Raw genomic sequence first — 20,943 nt, 5'->3', positions numbered from 1 at the left:
CACCCCTCACTCGCCCAGACCCGCCATGATCCTCACCGGCCCCGCCCTGCTCGAACGCTTCCAGGCGCTGGACAGTTTCCTCCTGGCCCACCAGCAGCTGTGGCGCCCCAAGCCGTTCACCAGCCTGCGGCTGGACTGGGAACATGAACATGCCGAGCTGGCCCACTGGCTGCGCCAGCGCAGCCTGGAGCAGGCCGAGGCCAGCCATAACCAGCCGCATCTGCTCGCCGCACCCGCGCCCTTCCCGCACCTGGCCGCCCACGCCCAGGCCCTGAGCCGGCTCGGCGAACTGCCGGCCAGGGCGACGCCAACGCTGCCCGCGCACTACGCGGTCGATGTTCCGGGGCGCAAATGGCAGCAGATCGAGGCCTTCGCCAGCCGCCTGATATTCCACCGGCAACCCGGCCACTGGCTCGACTGGTGCGCCGGCAAGGGCCACCTCGGCCGCCTGCTGGCCCACGACGGCGGCCAGCTGACCTGCCTCGAACACGACCCGCAGCTGGTCAGCGCCGGGCAACGGCTGAGCGAGCGCCTGCACCTCGCCGCGCAACACCGGCAACAGGATGTGCTGGCCGCCGATGCCGCCGAACAGCTGCACGCCGAGCACAGCCCGGTAGCCCTGCACGCCTGTGGCGAACTGCATATACGCCTGCTGCAACTGGCCAGCGCCAAGGGCTGCCGGCAACTGGCGGTGGCTCCCTGCTGCTACAACCGCATTCAGGGCGCGCACTACCACGCACTATCCAGTCCGGCGCGGGGCTCCAGCCTGCAGCTATCGCGCGACGACCTGGGCCTGCCGCTCAGCGAAACCGTCACCGCCGGCCAGCGCGTGCGCCAGCAACGCGACCGCTCCATGGCCCGCCGCCTGGCCTTCGACCTGCTGCAACGGCAACTGCGCGGCAGCGACCACTACCTGCCGACCCCCTCCCTGCCGGTCGCCTGGCTGACCAAGGACTTCGCCGACTACTGCCGCGACCTGGCCGCCCTGAAGGAACTGCCCAGACCGCCGGAGTGTGACTGGTCGGACCTCGAAGCCCGGGGCTGGCAGCGCCTGGCCCAGGTGCGCAATCTGGAACTGCTGCGCAACCTGTTCCGCCGCCCCCTGGAACTGTGGCTGGTGCTGGACCGCGCGCTGTACCTGGAAGAACAGGGCTACCGCGTGCAACTGGGCAGCTTCTGCAGCCATGCCTTGAGCCCGCGCAACCTGCTACTGCTCGCCGAGCGGCCCTGACAAGCATCCACAGAAGCTGTGGATAACTCTGTGCGTAGTTTCTGCAGAAGTTGCTGAAACGCCGGCCGCTCCTGCCCTGCACGGCGCTGTAGATTTTTTGATCACAAACAAAAAACCATTAAAAACAGCAAGTTATGCTTGACTGAGAGCTGGCGCACAAAAGCCGCGCATTCGTCTTCATTACGCCTCTCGATTGTGCATAAGCGCAGCGCGGCTGATAGCCGGCCCAGGTATCAACTGCATCGCAACGGTTTACTCCGCGTCGCCAATGGCTATAATGGCGCCCCTTGCCGGTATAGCTCAGCTGGTAGAGCAACTGACTTGTAATCAGTAGGTCCCGGGTTCGATTCCTGGTGCCGGCACCATACGAAACAACGACTTAGGCTCGCCGCAAGGTGGGCCTTTTTCGTTTTTGGGGTTTCCCGTGTCTGTTTGGTGTCTGTAAGACGCGAGGCATAATGCGAGAATTGACTACGCCCCCAGCGGTATGCGCATGGCGCCGCTGTCCGAGCATGTATGGATAGTCACTGACAGGCAACTAACAACCCGAAACGGCCCGTCGTGGGATACCCGAACGCTCTATCGTGACCGCTTCGAACTTGAGGTTGCTAGGAGGGGTGCCTGTTTATGGCTTATAGCGCCACTCTTGTCCGTGCGAAGGCGTCACTTGGTAACTGCAGCATTGCGGGTTCTGTGCTTTATTGTAGGTACGCGGTAGGGGAGGCTATGGTAATATCGCGCTCCCCGAGGCGGCTAAGGCAGGGCAGGATGCGGCTGCCCAAGCAGCTGTCTAACCGAGTGGAAAAACTGAGAATTCATGACAGCCTTAATCAAGCCGTTTGACGCCAAGCATGGGCATGCAATCAGCAACGTGCTGTTCGTCTTCGAGTTCGCTACTCCGCTAGCGCCACATGCCTTTGCCGACTTGATGGTAGGAGGACGCCTTCACGAACAGCTGAAGGAGCGCCTTCCTAGGGTGATTGAAAAGCAGCAAATGACGCTCAATTTTGCCTTTGGTGCAGAGCATCAAATGGTTTCCCCGCCTGTTCCTATGCCCGGAATGATTGGTGGCATATCATTTGCTCGGATGCGAGAAGACGGCCAGCCTGCCATTGCTGTTAACATCGACGCTAATGCCCTATCTGTCGTTTGTGGTGAGTATGAGCGCTGGGCAAAAGTCGCTGATGAGGTTAATCATTACCTCGGAATTCTGAAACCGTGGCTCGCTAATGTAGCAGCGGCATGCCTATCCCTTCAGTACACCGATACCTTCAAGGTCAGCTTTGCTGATGGAAAAGCAAAGCCACTTACCGACCTGTTTAATATAGATAGTCGGTATTTACCATCTGGCATCGATAAACTTGACGACGCATTCCACTCCCATCACGGCTTTTTCTCGGCGCCTAAATTCGAGCTGAATGGTAAAATTTTGACTAATATTGATGTCAACGTTAATAGGGTTTCCTCTAGCTTTGACGTTACCGTCTTGACGCTGCACAAATATCAGTTGTTCACCCCTCTTTCATTGATCGATGAAACGGGGAATGTGAGCGAGAGCCTCGCACCTGCCTTTAAATATCTACATGATGAGAGCAAGGCGGTATTCGGCGACGTCATCACCAATGCCGCGAAGGAATTAATCCACTTCGACCCTAAAAAGTCGGATTGAGGGATCACATGGGCGCCGTAGCGGAACGAAGCAGCACGATAGAGCAACCGAAAGCGTTTCTGGTGGAGTCCAACCAAGCACAATGGCCTTCTACGCACGCTCAAGTGACCATTGCGCCTGGGCGCATGCGGATGCTTCCACCCACTCATGCGAAGAGCTGGGAGTATGCGATGGCTCGCTTGACAGAAAAGCTCTTCATGTATCGTGGCCTTGATGAGGACTGGGATGGTTACGGTGGTCAACCCGCGACCTACGGCTCGTTCTCAAATGCGATGGAGTTTGTTCAGAAGCTAACTAAGCGCTTTGAGCTGCCTGCTTCCATGCTCGCTGGCGATGGGGAAATCTCGCTTTTCTGGAAACGAAACGGTAGTTATCTGGAAATCTCCTTCCCCGGTGATAACAGCTATCACTTTATTTACAAGGATAGTAATGAGGTGTTTGCCAGCCCCGACTTGAGCTTTGATACGTATCAGCTCGACTCGCAATTTATCGGCTACCTTGCTCGGATCTAGCGCTGAATGAGTTGTCGAGTTTTCTTCGAATCATTGGCGACTAGAGGTGCCGTGTCTGCTAGGGCAAGCCTGATTGATGATGCGCACCCCAATGCTGAGTGCGAAGCTGAAAGCGTAAGCGCCTACTCAGACGGAGTAGTAACGGACGGCGAATTTATTCATCGCTACGTATATTCCCCGTTACATCTTCACGACGGAAAGGTTGTCACAGCACTCTTTTCTGACGCAAAAGACAAAGGACTCTCTTGTGAGCGCAGTGGCTCTAGCGCACCACGTGGTGAACTCCACGCGCGCGGAATAGCTCAAGTCGAATCGTTCAACGCCAACCGAAAGCCGACGCAGGGAGAGCGTACCTATGTTGGTGCGGTGGTGGCGTCGGTTGGTGCCGTGAGAGCTCTAAAGGTTGCGGATGAACGTGCATACGGTGTCTATGACACGGCCTTGCGTGAGAACACAGCCCATGTTGATGTCATCGAGCTACCCTCCGCCTTCAAGTCGCTTTCGAAGTCGCAGCAAAAACTCGCAAGGCTGATGCTGACTGAGGCGTTTACAGACGAGCCAATAACGGCGTGACGTCTCAGCCACGATGATCGTGGCGACATAGTCTTCTCCTTCCGCACTGCTGCGCGAGATGCTTGTCCGCCTATGACCGGCTCCTGCCTATCAGCTCAATCACGCATGGATCGGCCGCCTACGTGCACGCGGTCTATAATAAAAATCGCGCCGATTTACCCCACTTGCGGGCGCTCAATAAATGCCGCTAAACAGGAGACGCCACCATGCTTATCGCCATCGTCCCTGGCGAAGCCCTACGCGGCTTCACCCATCCCGCTATCGACCTCACCACCGGGCAACTCATCGAGTTGGAGCCGGCGCCGGAGCAGCTGGATCTATTTCACAACAGCTCGCTACGCCTGGAGCGAGGGCGCGGCTCCACAGGCGAAGAACGAGATAGGCCCTGATCGGCCGGTTTCAAGACTACCGTCGCTCGTAGTGCTGGTATTACTGGCGCCACCTGGCCACCGTGCGCTTGACCACCACCACCGGCCGATCCGCTACGCCCGTCACCTGCTCGGCGGCTGAGCCAGGGTGCGATAACCAGTCATGGACGTAGGTATCCCTGATCAGGCTCCACGCGGCGAGCTGCTCGGGCGTGAGGGTATCGCCGTTGTCGAGGTCGATGGCCAGGCGCAGCACCTTCACCGCCATGCGGATTTCGTCATCAGTCACCGGGAGTCTCCTGCACGGTCACAGGGGGCTGCTGTTCCTGTAGATCCTGCTGCGCATTCGCACCAGCGGCCAGGACGAACGCGAGGCGCCGGGCAATCTCGAAGTCGCTGATATTGCCGACGCTGAGCATGTTTACCTGCACGTCGGCGTCTTCCTTCGGTGCTGCTGGTAGGAGTCGGCTCAAGCACTGCTGCACGAACTGGCCCGGATTGGCCTTGGCGAACTCCATCAGCCACATCGCTCCACCGAGCCCCCGATAAACCGCGAGCACATCGAAAGCCATCTGCTCGGTTATCAGTTGCCGCTGCTGCCGATCTAGGCTGCCCGGCCGCCTGCCACCAGTCTTCACAGAACCTACCGGCCGGCCCATCACAGTCTCTCCGGCGGCTCGGGGCACTCGCACACCGCTATGACTAGATGGCCGTCTTCTTCATCGCAGGTTATGAGGGTGTAATCGAAGACGTGTTTACTCACCAGCCCTCCCGGAAATTTGGCTGCGAATTCACTGAAGCGCACGGGGTCACGCAAGGCCTCCACAAGCGCTTCAGCCTCGCGCAGCGCCTGTCCGTGGCTGCCGTATTCGCCCTTGCGCGGCGTGTATACGATCACCGGGATTCTCCCTCAGCAGCGTCGGCGGGCATCAAGGCCGAAGCCCGGCCGAGGTGATCACGCACCACGCGGTACTGCATGCTGCCGATGTTGACCACGGTTGCGCGCCCGTCTTCGCCCCGCTGGATGGTGGCGCCCTGCACGGTCGGCAGTGGCGTTCTAGGCGGCGGTGGAACGTCCTTGAAGTCCGTGGCCATCGTCGGCTGGCTGGAGCGCAACAGGTGGCGCAGACGCGGGTTATGTTGCAGGTCTTGCTGGCGGTCCAGTTCCAGGCCGACGCGGGCCTCGACCTGCTCGGCGATAAGCTGTTCGATGGCTGCGCCCAGATCACCAGAGGCTGGTTCAGCTTTCTCTGCTGGCGGTGGTTTAGCCCGGTCCAGCTTCCTAGCGATTTGCGCGAGTCGTGGGGACATCATGAAGTTTCTCCCAGCAAACGGCGCAACTTTTCCAAATCACCGGCTTGCAGAAATGGGCTATCTACCAAGTTATTTAACTTGCGCAATAATTCAGGATCTGCACCCGATAAGACGAGCTTGTCGCGCAATACCCTACCGTCATGTTTTAGATCGTTTTGACTTCTCATAATTTGTATCCCCTTTTGCAGAGTAAAGACGCAACCCAACACGCATTGAACATTCGCGAATCGGAAATAGGTCTTTGCCGCAGGATGAACTTCACCAGCGGGCGGATTTCCTCCCATAGCTCGGGCGTGATCTTCGACGGCTTATTCCAGGCGGCAGACTGCGCCTTTATTTCTGACATCTTCATTGCTCAGGAACTCGCTACTGACACGGAAGCATGGATCGGTGAGTTCCATCCGGTTGAAGTGGAGAGTGAGGTAACCCGGTGCCAGGTTATCGCCGAAGTGCCTGCTGTGCTCTGGTTGATATTGACCAGTAGGTCGCCTATTCGCATGCCAATGGCCTTGTCCGGAGACGGCGAACCGAATCCGCAACCACTAAAGAAGTTGGCAGCCTCCACGGCGGCATGAGTGTGCGTGGACTCGTAGGCATAAATAGAGCCGCCACCCGTTGAAGGAAGACCGAGGTCGGTTATACGCCGGGCCGGGTTAGTTGATGAATACGCCATGTTTATTTACTCCAAATTAAGGCGCGGTATTACCGCCCCTTATCTCGAATATCTACGAGGGCTCTATACCTGGCCTGAAGCCTCTCGTCCTCTCGCCACTTTCTGGGCTGCTCCCGCATGCAGCGGTGGCACTCTTCGATTTCATCCTGTAGGGCCGCACCGCTTCTTGGAATACTGCCGGCACCGATGGCTTGGTTGAAAAGGCCCAGCAGTATTTCCTTGGTGTTTAAACCCGAGACCCATCCGCTTGTCATTTGTCCAAGATAATCTTGTTCACGTTGCGGCAAGTTTTGAAAATACACCTGCACCATACGCAAGTTGGTTTGGTAGCTTTGGCCCCATAAGTCTCGTAGGTAGCCCAGCGTTTCAGCTTTTGCGCGGTCATTTATGGCGATCACCTGGGCGTATTGCCCGTCATCCAGGCTATCGAGCGGATCGCCGGAAGAGGGTGCACGTCCCTGTGCCGACTCATGGCTTACATGAGTTTGTTGACTCTGCTGCCGTTCCAGTTCTTCGATCCACCAGATCGCATTGCTAACGAATTCCTGCGGCGCATTTACGGCCGCCATTGCATTGGCGAAGGACTCGGCAACCGGATCGCCGGCCTGGTCGTGCAGGTCATACGAGTGGCGCTTCTTCTCGCGGCGCGGCGGCTGCAAGGCGGCCCGCTCAAGCCAAGCCACAGCGGCGGTCGAGAACTTGACCGGATGATTTAAACGGGACATATCGGCGAGAAACACCCCGCTTATTTCGCCCAAGGCGCGTTCTATATGCGCTTGCGTCGTGCCAGGCGGCAGGGGCGTGCCGAACATCTGGGCGCCGCTGCTGTGCTGCTGGCGGTCGGCGATGGCGTAGTCAGGAACTTCGCCCCAGTCGTCTGCGACCGGCGCGAGCGGCTGCGATGGGCTGTATGGGGCTACTTCACCGGGGCCGTACCGTTCGAGGTCATTGCTCATGGACAACTCCAGCACGGGCAACTTGGGTGCGCATCGACAACCAGGGCCGCATGCACTGTGGATGCAGTCGGCTGCGGTGCACTGGCAGACCATGCAAATCAATCTCGCTGATCAGTTCGAGATCAGCCAGGCGCTTCGCGTCCTGAAGGCACCAGCGACATTGGGTATTCGATACAGGGAAGTTATCCAGGCGGTACTTCATCGCCTCGATGGTCGGCGGCGTAGCTAAGGAGACAAGCGACCAATCTCCAGCCGTATTGCGCCACAAGCCCACTTCATATTCCTGAAGTTCCTTGGCCGTGGACTCTTTGCGCAAGTAATGCACCAGGTCGGCGATACTAGGGGCGCCTGTCACCATGCTCGCAGCAACGAATTTGGCGAGCGCGGTAATGTCGCCGCGATATGAAATGAACTGTATGGCCACTGCCTGAACGTGGGCTGCGATGTTCATTTGCGGAGGCTGCCGTGGTTAAGGAGCTGCTGGAGGCAATCGGTCTGCGAAGTGGCGCGGTCAATGACGACAACCCCATCGCTGCTGCGGATAGCCTGCCATCCGATTTCCGGGCCTGCATACACCAGTCGATGATTGTCGGGCAGCGTTTCACCAATGGAGGCCAACATCGCGGGCAATTTTATAAAGCTGAGCTGAAACACCTCCACGTAACCCATCCCGGCCTGCAAAACCAAGTAGCGCGCATAAAACGTGCGGTCCGCAGCGATAACGATCAGCTCGTCGAAGGGGTGGAACTGGTGAGAAATAACACTGTAGAAACTTGACTCTTCCAAGCGCTCTGGCGTTGTTCCCAGTGGGGCAATGATGCGGAATACGTTACCCGCCGCTTCGCGCAGGCGAACGTCGCGCATGGTCAGGGAAACAACAGGCTGATGTTTTTCTTCGCTGACTTCTTTGCTCACTTGGAGGCGCTCCAATACGTTGTTCGTAATTGGAGATATAACGCTGGACGGGCTACTTGTTAACAGTGATTTGGCAGGGAGTCTGCTGTTCTATTATTAGAGATGCAGGGTCTTTAAATAATCGTCGATATAACGCCAGCTGGGCACCAGCGGGTTTGCTTTCGTGTTTCCTTTCTCGGCATCCGTGATGATCTGCTTCTTCGCCCACTCTGCGCGGCTGCGCCGGCTTTTCTTCCACGCCTTGAGTTGAGGGCGGTGGCCCTCGATCAGGGCGTCAATCGCGGCATGTAGGCGCTCGGTCCTAGTTTTGCGGGCATGATCCGACCTGGCCCGCTTAGCTGCGGCATGCTCGCACTCTGCGGCTGCCTGGGCCTGGTAAGCGTTACAGGCGTCGATCACCAGTTCGGCCTGGCCAGGTGACAGCGCGGCGCGTATCTGCTCAGGGGTAGCAGTCGATGATGTTGTGACGTTCATACGCGGAACCCCTTCACCTGCCGCCTGAATCCGTTATGGCACCGCGTACCGCGCGGCCGGAATGGCACATCACGACTAGCCTCGAAGACCCAGGTCAACAGGGTGCGTTTTAGCCTCGGGAGAGTGCCAACGCGCTCGCTGGTGAGGTTTTCTGATGTTTGGCTATAGGTAGCCATGGGGCACCTCCCTAAGCACTGCTGTGGCACTCAACAGGCACACAACAGGTACGAAAACCACGCTTTCAGCTTCAAACCAGCTGAAACGCCTGGTTTAGACGTACTAAACATGGGACTAGAAATCCCTTGATTAACTTTTCAGGGACCATTTCCTGCCGTTTGCTGCCATATCGGGACTTCGTTCCAGTTCTCTAATTCTGTGTGCCCATCTGCCAGGTCTGTCACGACGAACCCTGTTCACGCACCAGGCGGGTCAGTAGCTCGGCGTAGCTCTCGTTCTTACGCTTGACGGCCGTTACGGCAGCGGCTTGATCCGGTGGCAGCCATAGCGTCAGGCCCACCCAGCCCTCAGCCCTGCGGCGAGTTCGCAGCATGCGCATGCGTTTGGCATCCTTGGTCCGTGGCGCTGGCTTGGTCAGCAGCCAGCCCATCGCAAGCAGGCGTTCTTGCTCCACAGGGGAGTCGATGCACCGGGCTTGGCTCGGATGCGCCAGGTATTTGGGTTTCACAGGGGTGTCTCCTTCGTTCATTTACCTCAGGGTTTCATTTAGCTAACCCCCTAGGGGGGGGATTAGCTGAAACTATGGATTTCAGTTAGGTTTCACTTCTAAATGAAACCCCTCTAGCCCTTGTGCTAGAGCCTCCCACTCAACTTCCAACCGGTACCGTTTTCAGCCGGTTTCAGTTCTATCTGAAAGGTTAGAGTTTCATTTAGAAGTGAAACCCCTCTAAGCACCCTGAAACCCTTGTGCTAGAGCCTCCCGTTCGGCTTTCTCGGTTATCTGGTCGGCAAACCGCATATCAGCCCGTTTGCCAAAGGTTTCAGCTGCCCTTTTGCCTTCCACGGTCAACCGCATGGCGGTCATATCCAGCAGGCCTTCGCAGCGCATCTGTTGAAGCAGGACATCGAGCGCCGCACCGGCTTTCACGCCGCACGCCTTGCACAAGTCGATTTTGGTTGCGCCCGGAGTGTCGTACAGCTTTTGCAGCACAATCGGCAGGCGCTCCTTGTATTTGCTCCGGCCCGCCCCTTCCAGCCCCGGATGTGCCATGAAGAACGCCGCAACGGCGTCGGCCTGCCGCGAACTGCCCGTTTGCATAACGATGGTGGTGATAGGCTGACCTTTTTTATCCAAGGCTACGCTGCCGTCGGCATTCATCAGGCTGGTCACTTCCGCTTGTAAGAAAATCGATCCGCCGTCGGCGGCGTTTTTCATCTTGCTGTTTTGCAGCACCAGTTCCTTGCGCGCTTTGTCCGGCTTGGCCTGGTATTCGGCGTCTACCCCGGCATGCAGCGCATACGACCCGCGCGCATGCGACCCGTCATGCCCGCAGTGGTGAATGATCAACACAGTGGCATTGCACAGACGGCGGATCGTTTCCACGTTGTCGAGGAAAGCGCCCATGTCCTCGGCCGAGTTCTCATTGCCGCCGAAGTTACGCGCCAGCGTGTCGACGATGATCAACACGGGTGGCCTGTCGAACCTGGCGATTTTTTCCTGCAGGAACTTGGCCTGCTCGCTCTTACTCAGCAGTAACGGCATCTTGGACACCCGGATAGGCACGTCACGCCCCAGGCCGCGTTTCTGGCACAGCGCCTTGATCCGCCGGTTGATACCGGTGCGCCCTTCGCCGCAGACGTAGAGAACAGGGCCGGATCGCTCTACTTCGTTGCCGTGCCAGTCGATGCCGCCACCGACCGACACGGCTATGTCGAGCGCGAGAAACGTTTTATAGCTACCAGCCGGCCCCCATATCTCGGCTGTTACGTTATCCTCCAGAAAGTCGCGGATCAGCCAGTCGATTTCCAGGGAGTCATCCCAAAACTCGGATAAATACGGTGCGAAGTCGTCAGCTTCGGGAACGCTCGCAGCCGGCGCAGCGGGCGGCGCACAGACCTTCGCGATGGTCCTGTTCAGGTACTCCGCTGTGCGCCCATCTTTTTTACCGTACGGGTAGTTGGCCATGCAGACGAATATTTCAGCCGGGCTGAAATGCAGTCGCTTCAATACCAGCGCCAGGGCGAAATCCAGGCCACTGCCTGATGTGTCAGTCCCCCACAGCGGTGGCCTGCCGTCCAGTAGCTGCCGCAGATCGGAGTCGGCCTGTACCGCAGCCAGCCGCACAGACAGGGCTACCTGATCAACCGTAGCAAGGTCCAGGGTCAGCTCTGTCTGTGCGGCTGCGCTGTCGCTTTTCACTGGCAGCCAGTCCGGCGCCGGGGCCGGTTCTTGCTCCCAAGGTGCGGCATCCCATTCGTAGGCAGCGCCGCTTGCATGGACACTTGGCGCAACGACGATGTAGCTGCCATCGCCGCTCTTGAGGTCAATGCCCTGACCGAGCCGGCCCGCGTACTTTGTGCCGTTTTGGGCCCGAAAGATGTGATGCGAACCGCCACCGCCCGTGCGGGCATGGCAAGTCTCGGGCAATTGCTGTGGTATCGCCTGCAAATTGCCGCCATTGCGCGGGTCAATATCGATCACCACGAGGCCATCCAGGGCCAGGCCGACATTCGCGTCGGGCCATTGCTTCCACCAGGCCCGGATCGTTTCCGCGTCGGTTGAGGCGTCGTGTGCCCCATGTTCCGTGCGCGGATGCTTGCCCACACTTGCGCAACCTGGTTTGCCGCAGGAGCACCGGCCATCGCGCACCGAATGCAGGGGCAGGACAGGCATGCCATGCGCGGCATAGCGCAGCGCAAAGTCCAGCGGAGTGCCGAGGTCGGCCATGCCGATCACGCCTGCTCGGACTTCGCAGGGATGCCTTCGGCCGCGATGCGAGCGATTTCGCTCGCCGGAATCCTGCGGTCAGACTCGATCACAACGTAGTGAAGAAGGCCGCGTTTCATCAGGTCGTAAACCTTGCTGCGGCTCACGTCGAGCGCCCGTGCGGCACTGTTGGGGCTGAAAAGGTGCTGTTCCATGTTTGTCTCCGAATGACTCGGTGGCCATGGGGGAGACATTGCGCTGAAGCGCATCCCGAAAAAATTCCCAGAATTTTTCGGGACGACGAGTGGCTAGTGCAGCAGCTTGCGTGCCTTGGCGAGCTGGTTCTGCCAGGTCTTGAGGCTACCCCTGTCGCCGCGGAGAAGACGTTGTAGCACCGCCTTATCGGTCTTCATCCCCAGCTTCTTAGCCGAATCGACAAACCAGGGCAGTATCAACAGATCAGGCTGTTTTGGTCGACCACGGCGCGTTGGCGGTAGCACCTTGTCGATTTCGTCGAGGCAAGCTTCTAGCCGCAGCAAGACCGCCTGCACAGCGGGGTCGCTGTCTTGCTCCAGCGCGGCAACACGCTTGTTCAGTGCCTTGAGTCGAGCGGCCAGGGTTGCCATGGTTCACGCCTCCGCATGTAGCTGCACGACGTTCGTCCGTGCCTCGCCGCTGGCGAGTTGGTCCAGGTAGCGCGTCCACTTGTCCAAGTCCTGGCGTTTCTCCGGCAGGTACGAATAGCGGTCATAATGCTTCGCCTGCACGCCAGTGCGGCCATGCGACAGGAGCCAGGCGCGGCGCTCCTGATTCACGCCCAGGGCTGCCAGATGCGTTTCGACGGTGCAGCGCATATTCAGCCAGGTGAAGCGGCGGGTCTTACCTACCGCAGCTAGCTGGTCGCCCAGCTCGGCGAATATCTTCTGTAGCGTACCGCTTGTGGCGGGGGCTTTGCCGCGTAGGGTGAAGGGACCGGGCGCGTCAGTACCGCACAGTGCCAGCAGCGGCGCCATGACCTCGCCCAAGCGCTCGGTCATGGGGATCAGGTGCGCACGTGGCGGCGTACCCTTGCCACCCTTCAGGTCCATCATCTGAAGTACTGGTCCATGCTCACCGTCGTCGTACAGGTCGGCCCAGGTAACACGGCAGAGCATCTGCACCCGCTGGCCGGCCAGGTACAACATACTCTTGGCAATCGAGCGGCGCCGCTCGGGCAGACCCTCGATGGCCATCAACACTTGGCGCAGCTCATCCTTGGTCAGCGCCCAAGTCTCTGCCCGGTCGGCGCCTTCTATGGTTTTGGTATTGGCTACCGGGTTGAAGCTCAGGCCAAACAACACTTCTCCGTCAGCGCGCAGCGCGTCGTTGTCGGCAGTCAGACCGAAGCCGAATGCAGCTTGCAGGTAGGCGCGCAACTTGGCCGCCTGGCGCAACTTGTTATTGCTGGCGCTAGCCGGTGTGAGTCTCTTGCCTCGGCCCTTGCTCGCCACGGGACGGGTGAGGCAGTGCCGCAGCATGCGGGTAATGTCACCGCTGGTTATCTCCTTGGCCGGCTTGGCTGCCATGGAAGGGAAAGCTGTCAGCACGTCCAGCCGGAAGGCGCCACGCACGTCCTTCGCGCTGCTCTTGCCACGCCGATCAAGGTCGGCGATGTAGTCGGCGAGCAGCTGTGCCAGGGTGCCCTGCCGCGCTTTGGCTTCCAGCTCGCGGGCGGCGGCCTCGCGGGCAGCATCCTCGATGGCGCGGGTCTGAGCCAGGTAGCCGTGCAGATCGCGGTGGCCAGCTCGATACAGGTCTGCCAGACGGCTGGCTTTGTCCCTGGCTTCGGCCAGGTCTTCCTTATCGATGCGCAGCTGCTTTTGCACCCCGTCCAGGGAATACCTGTAATAGAAGACGTGCTCGCCGTTAGGGAACGCGCGCAGACGCATGCGGCCTTCGCCCCGGCCGCCTGCTTCTGTCAGCCACACCTCCTTTTTAGACTTCTTGGCCTCAGCGCACGCGGCTTTGATTAGCAGGTTGTTGAGGATGATCCCGGTTTTCTTTTTCTCGCCCCCTTCGATGGTGGTGGCCATGATGCCGTACCTCCCGTGTCTATATTGTGTCTGTATAGAGCCTGGTCACTCACACACACAAGCGAACAGACACGGACTAATGATGTGCCTGAGCCTTTGATTCACAAAGGAATTTTCCGTCCTTAAAAGCACACCTGTGTCCAGCTGGAAGGTATAATGCGGGCCTTGTAATCAGTAGGTCCCGGGTTCGATTCCTGGTGCCGGCACCATATAAAACAAAGGGTTACGTGAAAACGTAACCCTTTTTTATTTTCCGGGGGTGTAGCCGGGGGTTAAACACCCCTCCCAGGGGTACACCCGGCCCACGTGCTAGTGGACGACAGGGAACTGGTCAGCAACCAGTTCAGTGAAGTCCCTGGGCACGCCTTGTAGCCCTGCACGGGCTAGCTCCCTACTCCAGACAGCCAGGTTTGCCGCCTCCTTGATGAGCTGGCGGGTCACGACGGGTTGCCTGTGGTCAATCCCGATGGCATACAGTGTCGCGACGTTCAGCACCCTCTGTGCCAGCAAGGCCATAGCATCCGGCTCGTGGGGTGGAACGGCAGAACGGCAGTAGTCCACAAGGGTGCGGTAGTCCGCTTCCGCCTCTTGGTCCATCTGCACCATGACCAGCTCCACACTGGGACGCAGCGCCGTCAACTCCCTCAGCCTGGCAAGCAGCGTTGGGGGAACCACCCTACAAGGGGCGGGGTTGCGGACCTTTTGCAATCGAACCGCACCAACGAACAGCAGCTCCCCATAGAACGGGCTGCTGTCCATCCACAACGGCAACCGTTCACGCATGGCCTGGGGGGTAGTTTCCGCCAGGATGGTGACAGGTGCTTGTCGGTGCCGCCGCTTGAAGTCAGCACTGCGACTCGGACGAGGGTAAAAGACGGCATCCATGCCGGTCGTGTGCGACTGTAGGCTGAAGAGCACGTCCGATTGCGCTGGTTGGGGGCGTTCTTGCCCGAAGCCTGGGTCTCTTGCCGCTAGGCTGTGATGGTCTTCATTCGCCAGAAGCAAAAGCAGGCCAGGGGTCTGGGTGGCAGAGTTCCACAGTACCTCCGGTGTCGAGAAACCTGTGGCTATCGCCGGGTCGCCTACTACCTGAAACAGCCGCTCGGCTCCTTCCATAGCTGCCCCCTTGCCGGTGCCGCATTCCCCCAGCAGCATGACGCCTTGCGTGACTACGCTGGCTTCGGGCACCCCCTTTGGCTGGATGCAATACCGCCCAGCGGCGAAAGAGGACATAACGGCGATGGCGGCACCCAGTGCCAGATCGCTACTAGCGATCGGGCTGCTGTGGTGGATGAAGTCAGCTATCTCGGGAACCATGCCGAGGGTGTGTTTGCTTGTCATGGGTGCTTCTCCTGGATTAGAAGTTCGGACCGACGACATAGCAGTCGCCCTTGCTGCCGTACTGCTCAAGCGCCTGTTGCGGGGGGACCTTGGTTAGAACCTCGGCCTTGACCATATCGACCAGGATTTCCCCCAGCAGGCGCGGATTGCCTTTGAAGGGCTGCACGTCCCGCGCTCTACGGCGCAAAAAGTCATGGGGGATCGCTAACCCCTCACGCATCTTTGCCGGAATGCCCAGGTGCTTCTTCGCCCGCTCCTCGGGTGTCATGGTGAGGAAGGCTTGGACGGCCTTGTGGAGTACAGCTTCTGCCTTGCTCATATCGCTGCCACCAGCCTCACCTCGATCAAACCGTGATTGCACTGTGCTCAGGCTGCGGCGTACGAAGTCGATGGCCCAGCGGGCATGCTCGGTGTTAACCACAGGGGTATGCGGACTGCTGCCAACAGCCAGAACCGCCGCTACCCTCAAGGCGTTGAGATGCGCTCGGTTCCACAACTGGACTTCGGTGGAGCCCCCTCTGTTGATGTGGTCATCACACTCGCTGTCGAAGGCATCCAGCATGTCCTCAGCGTCCGCAGATAGCTCCACAGTCGCGGAGCGGCCGTTTTGCCCGGTCTGGATGGCTACAGTGACAAGGTCAACGAGTCGCTTAACCAGCGTCGCCGCGGGTTTGCCGCCAGCCTGGCGGTTGCGTGGTGGGCGGCCCCCGGCGTACTCGACAACCAGCAGGCGGGGGACCAGCCCATCCTGAATCAAGGCGCTGTCTAGGCAGTCGAAGAAAACATCCGGTGTCGACTCTCCGATGATCGTTAGGCCAGGGGAGCGAACGACGGCGGTGTTCTTCTCCTTGTCGCTGTGCGCTTGCACACCAATAAAGTCTTCCGGGCCGCTATGCGAGTAGAGGGCCAGCAGCTCCTTGTGAAGAGCCAACTCTGCCCCGGAGGCCTTTGGCGCGGTGATGCGCTTGAGGGTGTGTCCGAACTCATCCAGTACCGAGTAGAAGCATGGTTGTTCGTTGAAGTGCTTCACCAAGGCTTGCCCGGATGCGAACGCACTTGGGCCGACATACTGGTCCACCATTGGCACTTGCGGGCGCACCGCGGCGATCAGGCGGTTAATGCCCTGCTTCCCACCTTCCTTGCCAACGCCGGTCTTCCCCAGAAGGATCAGATACAGGTTCAGCCCCGTCTGGCTCACGTTGTAGCTACGCGAGCTGATACCTGCGACCAGACCTAGTGCGGCAACGAGTGCCACCTCTGGCACAGGGCGGATCGCACTTTGAAAAATGTACTGGGCAATATCCCCAACTAGGCCAGGGGGTAGGGACACGCCCGGTACGATAGGGCTCGCCTCGGCGTTGCCAGGTACGGGAACGGGGTTGGTTTTGTGGTGGGTGGCTACCGCCTTAGCCACCAGCGCTTCAACTTCCAGCTGATCCACAAGTGGGGGCTGCTTTGCCCGAATCTTGGACAGCGCCCGGTTCAGGTACTTGTTATCGTTGACCGCCTTGTCCCGCTTGCCCAGCCCCGACATCCGGAACAGCCGGCGCACCTGTTCATTGTCGGTGGTGTAGTAGGCCAGGATGGACAGCAGGGCAAAGTCTGCCTCGGACTGGCTTTCATAGCCGAGTTCGGTGTAGGTGCCGTGAACCTTCCTTTCCCCGTTGCCGCTGGAACTGGTGCAGGCACACAGGGCATTGAACTTCTCGGCGTTGGCGGCCCGCATAGCCATCGCGAGGACTTCATCATCGTCGAGAACGCTTTCCACTTCCACCAGTTCAGCCATCTCATCCGGCTTCATCTCGCCGTAGATGACATCCAGTAGCGGCTGGTGGTCGTTGATGGGGCTATTACGCACCACGTCTCCGGTGCAGATCATATACCGAGACTGGGAGTAGACCTCCACGTTGTCCCGGTGTACGCCGGCAGGGATGGTGCCCTTCACAACAATGTGGTAGCCCGTGCCACTGGTGCTGCGTTCGGTGTAGCTGTCAAACGCCTCGAGGATTTTCTGGTGGCGTGCCCACTGCTCCGGAGTGCAGGGCTTCTCCGGCTTGTTGTCAAGGTCGATGATCGTGTACGGGTCAGCTTCGGTAAGCACGAAGCCCACATGCGGGAAGCCTGCCGCGCAGGCCTCCTCATAGGTTGCCCATGTGGATATGTCGGAGACAGAAGCCGGTTTGCCGGTCTTCGGGTTCAGTGGTTGCTTGTCTGCGCCCGCGCAAACCCACTGCGGGAGCTGTTGCAGCTCCAGCGGAATGTTGTTTCTCATGAGCCGTCCCCAGCCGGTTACTGTGCGGAGGACTTGGCGGCTTTTTCAGCCAGCCACTGCTCGACGACCTCACGAGGCCAGCCGGTAGTGTTCGGGCCGTACTTGAAGCCAGCGGGGCAGATGCCTTCTTTGACCCAGCGGTAGAAGGTGGGCTTGGCTATGTTGAGGATGGCGACAATATCATTGGCGCGCAGGATCGTGTTCTGCATGGCAGCTCTCCGGAAACGGTTGGATGTGTGCGCTAAGGTTTCCGGGCACCGCCCTACTGATGTACATGCGCACCCCAAAACTATCCCATGAGAGCGGGGGAGAACCAAAGTGATTTTTTGATCCTCTTTGGTTGTTTTTTGCGCACCTGGGGTGGGGGCAGACCTTTCTTCGTCTTGGATATGTCCACAGGAGGAGGCTGCTCCATCATGCCGGGGCGAGCCAAACCAAAGGGGGTGGTACCCAGGGGGCGGGGTGCCACCCACCTTGAAACCCAGTAAACACGGGGCCTTCAGGGTGGTTTGGGAGGCAGGGGGGCAAGGGGGGTAAAAACAGGGACACACAGAAAAAGATTAGATTAAAAAACAATACCCAATACTTACACCCCTTAACCCCCTGCCCCCCTTATATGTATGGAACCCTTGTATTTACTGGGTTTCAGGTTGTTTGGAGTAGGGGGGTGATTAGGGGGGGTAAGGGGGGGAGGTTAAAAACTGCTCTCTTGAGAAGCTCTCCAGCTAGAATCGGACTATTTACAGGACCAAGCCGGCAAGCCGATGGGGAGGAGGGCGTTCAGCAGTGCCACCAACGCCGGACAATTGCCCCAGGGGAACCGGCAGCGGTTAAGGAATGCTCCTGTGGACATCACAAGATAAAGGGTCGTTGAATATAGAGTTCGATGGTTTGTCATAGATTACTCAGTAAAATCAATGACTTGTCTTTATGGTCTGGTTTTCGGGGTATCTGGAGGGGTAAATACCCCCACTTGCGGCAAGCGTTTTAAAGGGGATACAACCCCAACCCGTACCAACCCCCACCCCTACCACCAAAACGCGCAAGGCAACCCCCTACAGCGCGGAACGGCGGTGGTTACAGGGCCAGGGTAAGGCCCGCCTCGGCCAGTATGGCCCCGGCCCGGTTGTATGCCCTTGCTTGTGCGCTAACTGCTTCTAAATTCTTCGAGCCAGCAAGTACGCTCCGCCATAATATCGTTCTGCCTGCTATCAAAGAGCCGTCCCCTCTGAGAAGCCGGTGAATAGTGCAACCCATGAAGGGCCTCATTTAGATTCGTCTTGTGAGGCCCTTTATTTTGCCTGTACAGCTTCAAAAAAGTGGGAGCCCTTCAATTTTTAACTGGGGACAATTGGCGCAACCCTATAGTTTTAAACGGTAGCGCAAATATGAAAATGCCCCCTTGTAAGTTGAAACCGGAGAAGTTGACCCAGGAAAAACAGGCTGAACCTGTGGCCATGCCGAGTGAGCCAATACGGAGCCCCAGCGGAAAGATTCAAGACCCGAAGAGCGGCAGGTTTCTTCCTGGCAATGCCGGTGGCGGTGGTCGACCGAAAGGTAGTCGTAACAAAGTCACGATTGCCTGCGAGGAACTGCTGGAAGGTGAAGGCGAGAAGCTGACCCGTAAGGCCATTGACCTAGCCATGTCTGGTGATACCACTGCTCTCAAAATTTGCATCGACCGGATCATCCCCACACGCAAAGGCCGCCCCCTTCCCAAGCTGGAACGCAAGGAGGGCGAGAACCCCGTCGAAACCCTGCTTCGCGCCGTCCTAGATGGGCACGTGACGCCGGAGGAGGGGCGGGATGTGGTGAGCATGGTCGAAAGTGCCGCCCGTGTGGCCGCTACACAAATCCTCTCCGACATGCGTCAGCAACAGATGCAAGCCATCAAGAAGGCCACCGACTCCGGTGCAATACCTGGCGGCGTAATGATCGTCCCCCTCGGTGGTTCCCTCGACGACTGGGAAAACGCCGCCATTGGCGCACAGAACAACCTCAAGACCACTGTTAAGGAGTAAGCATCATGGAATACCTCGTTAGTTCGCCCGAAGCCATCCAATTCCTTGATCTGGCACACCTGGATTCTGGGCTGTCCGCCATGCTGGGTGATCCCAGTGCAATTGATGCCCATGTCGGCCCTGATGTGCAGTCGTCTCGCATGGTTTTGAAGGATGCAGCCAAGAAGGTTGCTGCCCTGGTAAAGGACCCGACCCGAACCGATGTGCAGAAGCACGCTGCTGCCAAGCAGCTTGCCGACAAGGTGATGAACCATCTGGAGAGGTCGAAGGCCGCACTGGAAACCCAGTCGGAGAAGCTGAAAAGCGTGGCACTGTCTCAGGCCGACTTTCACCTTGGCCCGCGTAGCGAGCGTCACGGTCTGCAAAGTGAGATCCGTGGCTGGGTTCGTGAGCAGGCCAAATCCACCAAGGGGATGGAGGCCATACGGCAGGCGATGCAGGATAACGATGACGTTGCCGCCGTCCTGTGGCACTCGCCTTCGTTCCTCGTCGGGCTGGTCCCGAGTGTTCACGAGTCGCTGCGGATCGATGCCCTTCAGTCTCGGAGGCCGGACCTTTACGCCGATCTGAGCAATAGCGTCGGCCTTGCCAAGCTAGCGGACAAGTACGCCAAAGCTATCCGCAAGGTGTCTGTCAGCTTCTACAACCCCGAGATGGCAGCCCAGGCCAGCAAACGGGTCGAAATCTAACCCCTCCAGACACCCCCAGGCGGGCGGGCAAACCGGCAGGCTTTGAAATCCCTGGCTATTTGCCCGTTCGCCAACTGATTAAAGATTCGGAGGCCCAAGATGATGCCCCCACAGCAGGCCCTTACCGCCCTGGCAGACTGGATCAGGGCCAGCAGTGCTCCCCGTAAAACCCCGCTCGGAGGGGATGCCGAAGTCGGCCCGTATGCAGTCCTCGTCCCGCAGGCCCTCGACCAAGCGCCCGCACCGGCCTTTGCAACCGGAGCCCTACCCCTGTGGATATTGGAGTCCCAGGCACCGGCCAGCCTTCCAGCCATCGACACGGAGGCACCGGCCAGCCAGGACCACATGCCCTTTCGGCTGGGGCACATCGTCTGGATGGTGGAGGATGGTCGCTTCCCAGGCATCCGGCTAATCAACCTGACTGACCCAGCGGAAACGCTGCAAGCGGCGTTGGACCGCGAAGAACCTGGCCTCGATCTGGGGCTGACCGCTGTTGTGTTCTTGCCCCGCTGGTAGCTACTTAGTCGGAGCCATAGCCTCCCCCTTGCTTGATATTGGACTCATCGAGCAGGGGGTAGCCCCTGATGCCAACCAGAAGGGGATCACCATGAAGCTATACGCCACCAAAGCCAACGCCAATCGTGCCGCCAAGCAAGCAGGCTTGGAGCAGTACGAAGTCATCGAGCAGGATGGGCAGTACGGGTTTGCGCCCGTAGCAGTCGAGGCCACCGGCGCAGGTGCGGCCGCCGAGGAAGCCCCCGCCCCTGTGGCCAAACCCCGCAACGCCTCCAGCACCGTCGAAAGCCCTGTGAAGCGTGTATGGGGAATCGCTGATTCGATGCCGGAAGCCCGCCGTAAGGACGTCATCGCCGAGTGTGAACGCCAGGGCATCGCCTTCTACACTGCCCGCACCCAGTACCAGAAGTGGCACAAGAGCCGTAAAGAGCTGGGGCAAAAGCAGGACGCCTGATTCCTAATC

Annotated in this window: 25 protein-coding genes and 1 tRNA gene; 10 read left to right on the top strand and 16 right to left on the bottom strand. The window is 58.9% G+C overall.

Features of this window, described 5'->3' with window-relative positions:
* Window positions 1–25: 25 nt before the first annotated feature.
* From F3I62_RS03620 to F3I62_RS03595, 6 genes are all read left to right on the top strand, one after another.
* A complete protein-coding gene (locus tag F3I62_RS03620) occupies window positions 26–1,231 on the top strand; it encodes a methyltransferase (protein ID WP_160488308.1) in 1,206 nt (401 codons plus the stop codon).
* A 289-nt stretch (window positions 1,232–1,520) separates the two neighbouring features.
* Window positions 1,521–1,596, top strand: a tRNA-Thr gene (locus F3I62_RS03615).
* Window positions 1,597–2,048: 452 nt separating this feature from the next.
* A complete protein-coding gene (locus F3I62_RS03610) occupies window positions 2,049–2,900 on the top strand; it encodes a TIGR04255 family protein (protein ID WP_160488307.1) in 852 nt (283 codons plus the stop codon).
* An 8-nt stretch (window positions 2,901–2,908) separates the two neighbouring features.
* Window positions 2,909–3,412 carry a hypothetical protein gene (locus F3I62_RS03605; RefSeq protein ID WP_160488306.1) on the top strand — a complete coding sequence of 168 codons (504 nt, stop codon included), beginning with the start codon at window positions 2,909–2,911 and terminating at the stop codon, window positions 3,410–3,412.
* Window positions 3,413–3,463: 51 nt separating this feature from the next.
* Window positions 3,464–3,985 carry a hypothetical protein gene (locus F3I62_RS03600; RefSeq protein ID WP_160488305.1) on the top strand — a complete coding sequence of 174 codons (522 nt, stop codon included), beginning with the start codon at window positions 3,464–3,466 and terminating at the stop codon, window positions 3,983–3,985.
* 206 nt (window positions 3,986–4,191) lie between these two features.
* Complete coding sequence (locus F3I62_RS03595) at window positions 4,192–4,374, top strand: hypothetical protein (RefSeq protein WP_160488304.1); 183 nt, start codon at window positions 4,192–4,194, stop codon at window positions 4,372–4,374.
* Between the two features lie 40 nt (window positions 4,375–4,414).
* On the opposite strand, the gene F3I62_RS03590 is transcribed toward F3I62_RS03595, so the two are convergent.
* Genes F3I62_RS03590 through F3I62_RS03575 form a run of 4 tightly spaced genes read right to left on the bottom strand, consistent with a single transcriptional unit; the run spans window position 4,415 to window position 5,667 of the window.
* Window positions 4,415–4,642: a hypothetical protein gene (locus F3I62_RS03590; RefSeq protein ID WP_160488303.1), complete on the bottom strand. Its 228-nt coding sequence runs from the start codon at window positions 4,640–4,642 to the stop codon at window positions 4,415–4,417.
* Complete coding sequence (locus F3I62_RS03585) at window positions 4,635–5,012, bottom strand: hypothetical protein (protein WP_160488302.1); 378 nt, start codon at window positions 5,010–5,012, stop codon at window positions 4,635–4,637. Before F3I62_RS03585 ends, F3I62_RS03590 begins: the two co-directional genes overlap by 8 nt.
* Entirely contained in the window at window positions 5,012–5,251 is a 240-nt protein-coding gene (locus F3I62_RS03580; RefSeq protein WP_160488301.1) for a hypothetical protein, read from the bottom strand. The genes F3I62_RS03585 and F3I62_RS03580 overlap by 1 nt, the downstream gene beginning before the upstream one ends.
* Entirely contained in the window at window positions 5,248–5,667 is a 420-nt protein-coding gene (locus F3I62_RS03575) for a hypothetical protein (RefSeq protein ID WP_160488300.1), read from the bottom strand. Before F3I62_RS03575 ends, F3I62_RS03580 begins: the two co-directional genes overlap by 4 nt.
* Window positions 5,668–5,918: 251 nt before the next feature.
* Here F3I62_RS03575 and F3I62_RS03570 point away from each other — a divergent pair, with 251 nt between their 5' ends.
* On the top strand, window positions 5,919–6,242 hold the full coding sequence (locus F3I62_RS03570; RefSeq protein WP_160488299.1) for a hypothetical protein: 324 nt from the start codon (window positions 5,919–5,921) through the stop codon (window positions 6,240–6,242).
* A 127-nt stretch (window positions 6,243–6,369) separates the two neighbouring features.
* Here the strand turns inward: F3I62_RS03570 and F3I62_RS03565 are convergent, their stop codons facing one another.
* From F3I62_RS03565 to F3I62_RS03510, 12 genes are all read right to left on the bottom strand, one after another.
* Window positions 6,370–7,296, bottom strand: coding sequence for a hypothetical protein (locus tag F3I62_RS03565; protein ID WP_160488298.1), 927 nt, complete (start codon window positions 7,294–7,296; stop codon window positions 6,370–6,372).
* Window positions 7,286–7,747, bottom strand: coding sequence for a hypothetical protein (locus F3I62_RS03560; protein WP_160488297.1), 462 nt, complete (start codon window positions 7,745–7,747; stop codon window positions 7,286–7,288). Before F3I62_RS03560 ends, F3I62_RS03565 begins: the two co-directional genes overlap by 11 nt.
* On the bottom strand, window positions 7,744–8,211 hold the full coding sequence (locus tag F3I62_RS03555) for a hypothetical protein (protein WP_160488296.1): 468 nt from the start codon (window positions 8,209–8,211) through the stop codon (window positions 7,744–7,746). Before F3I62_RS03555 ends, F3I62_RS03560 begins: the two co-directional genes overlap by 4 nt.
* 96 nt (window positions 8,212–8,307) lie before the next feature.
* Complete coding sequence (locus F3I62_RS03550) at window positions 8,308–8,685, bottom strand: hypothetical protein (RefSeq protein WP_160488295.1); 378 nt, start codon at window positions 8,683–8,685, stop codon at window positions 8,308–8,310.
* Between the two features lie 397 nt (window positions 8,686–9,082).
* Window positions 9,083–9,370 carry a hypothetical protein gene (locus F3I62_RS03545; protein WP_160488294.1) on the bottom strand — a complete coding sequence of 96 codons (288 nt, stop codon included), beginning with the start codon at window positions 9,368–9,370 and terminating at the stop codon, window positions 9,083–9,085.
* 219 nt (window positions 9,371–9,589) lie between these two features.
* Window positions 9,590–11,590, bottom strand: coding sequence for a bifunctional DNA primase/polymerase (locus tag F3I62_RS03540; protein ID WP_160488293.1), 2,001 nt, complete (start codon window positions 11,588–11,590; stop codon window positions 9,590–9,592).
* Window positions 11,591–11,595: 5 nt separating this feature from the next.
* The gene (locus tag F3I62_RS03535) at window positions 11,596–11,784 is read right to left on the bottom strand and encodes a helix-turn-helix domain-containing protein (RefSeq protein WP_160488292.1); all 189 of its coding nucleotides are present in this window, start codon (window positions 11,782–11,784) and stop codon (window positions 11,596–11,598) included.
* A 93-nt stretch (window positions 11,785–11,877) separates the two neighbouring features.
* Window positions 11,878–12,195: a hypothetical protein gene (locus F3I62_RS03530; RefSeq protein WP_160488291.1), complete on the bottom strand. Its 318-nt coding sequence runs from the start codon at window positions 12,193–12,195 to the stop codon at window positions 11,878–11,880.
* 3 nt (window positions 12,196–12,198) lie between these two features.
* Window positions 12,199–13,641, bottom strand: coding sequence for an integrase family protein (locus tag F3I62_RS03525; RefSeq protein ID WP_160488290.1), 1,443 nt, complete (start codon window positions 13,639–13,641; stop codon window positions 12,199–12,201).
* A gap of 309 nt (window positions 13,642–13,950) precedes the next feature.
* Window positions 13,951–14,982, bottom strand: coding sequence for a hypothetical protein (locus tag F3I62_RS03520; protein ID WP_160488289.1), 1,032 nt, complete (start codon window positions 14,980–14,982; stop codon window positions 13,951–13,953).
* A gap of 16 nt (window positions 14,983–14,998) precedes the next feature.
* On the bottom strand, window positions 14,999–17,254 hold the full coding sequence (locus F3I62_RS03515; protein ID WP_160488288.1) for a DUF3987 domain-containing protein: 2,256 nt from the start codon (window positions 17,252–17,254) through the stop codon (window positions 14,999–15,001).
* Between the two features lie 17 nt (window positions 17,255–17,271).
* Complete coding sequence (locus tag F3I62_RS03510; protein WP_160488287.1) at window positions 17,272–17,463, bottom strand: AlpA family transcriptional regulator; 192 nt, start codon at window positions 17,461–17,463, stop codon at window positions 17,272–17,274.
* A 1,179-nt stretch (window positions 17,464–18,642) separates the two neighbouring features.
* Here F3I62_RS03510 and F3I62_RS03505 point away from each other — a divergent pair.
* From F3I62_RS03505 to F3I62_RS03495, 3 genes are all read left to right on the top strand, one after another.
* Window positions 18,643–19,275: a DUF5681 domain-containing protein gene (locus F3I62_RS03505; RefSeq protein WP_160488286.1), complete on the top strand. Its 633-nt coding sequence runs from the start codon at window positions 18,643–18,645 to the stop codon at window positions 19,273–19,275.
* 5 nt (window positions 19,276–19,280) lie between these two features.
* Complete coding sequence (locus F3I62_RS03500) at window positions 19,281–19,964, top strand: hypothetical protein (RefSeq protein WP_160488285.1); 684 nt, start codon at window positions 19,281–19,283, stop codon at window positions 19,962–19,964.
* Window positions 19,965–20,571: 607 nt separating this feature from the next.
* Window positions 20,572–20,934, top strand: a complete 363-nt coding sequence (locus F3I62_RS03495; RefSeq protein WP_160488284.1) for a hypothetical protein — start codon at window positions 20,572–20,574, stop codon at window positions 20,932–20,934.
* The last annotated feature ends 9 nt before the right edge of the window (window positions 20,935–20,943 follow it).

The organism is Pseudomonas sp. R-28-1W-6 (genome assembly GCF_009799925.1).
Classification (GTDB): domain Bacteria; phylum Pseudomonadota; class Gammaproteobacteria; order Pseudomonadales; family Pseudomonadaceae; genus Aquipseudomonas.
The sequence above is the reverse complement of the archived record's forward strand: the minus strand, read 5'-3'. Positions and strand labels throughout refer to the sequence as shown.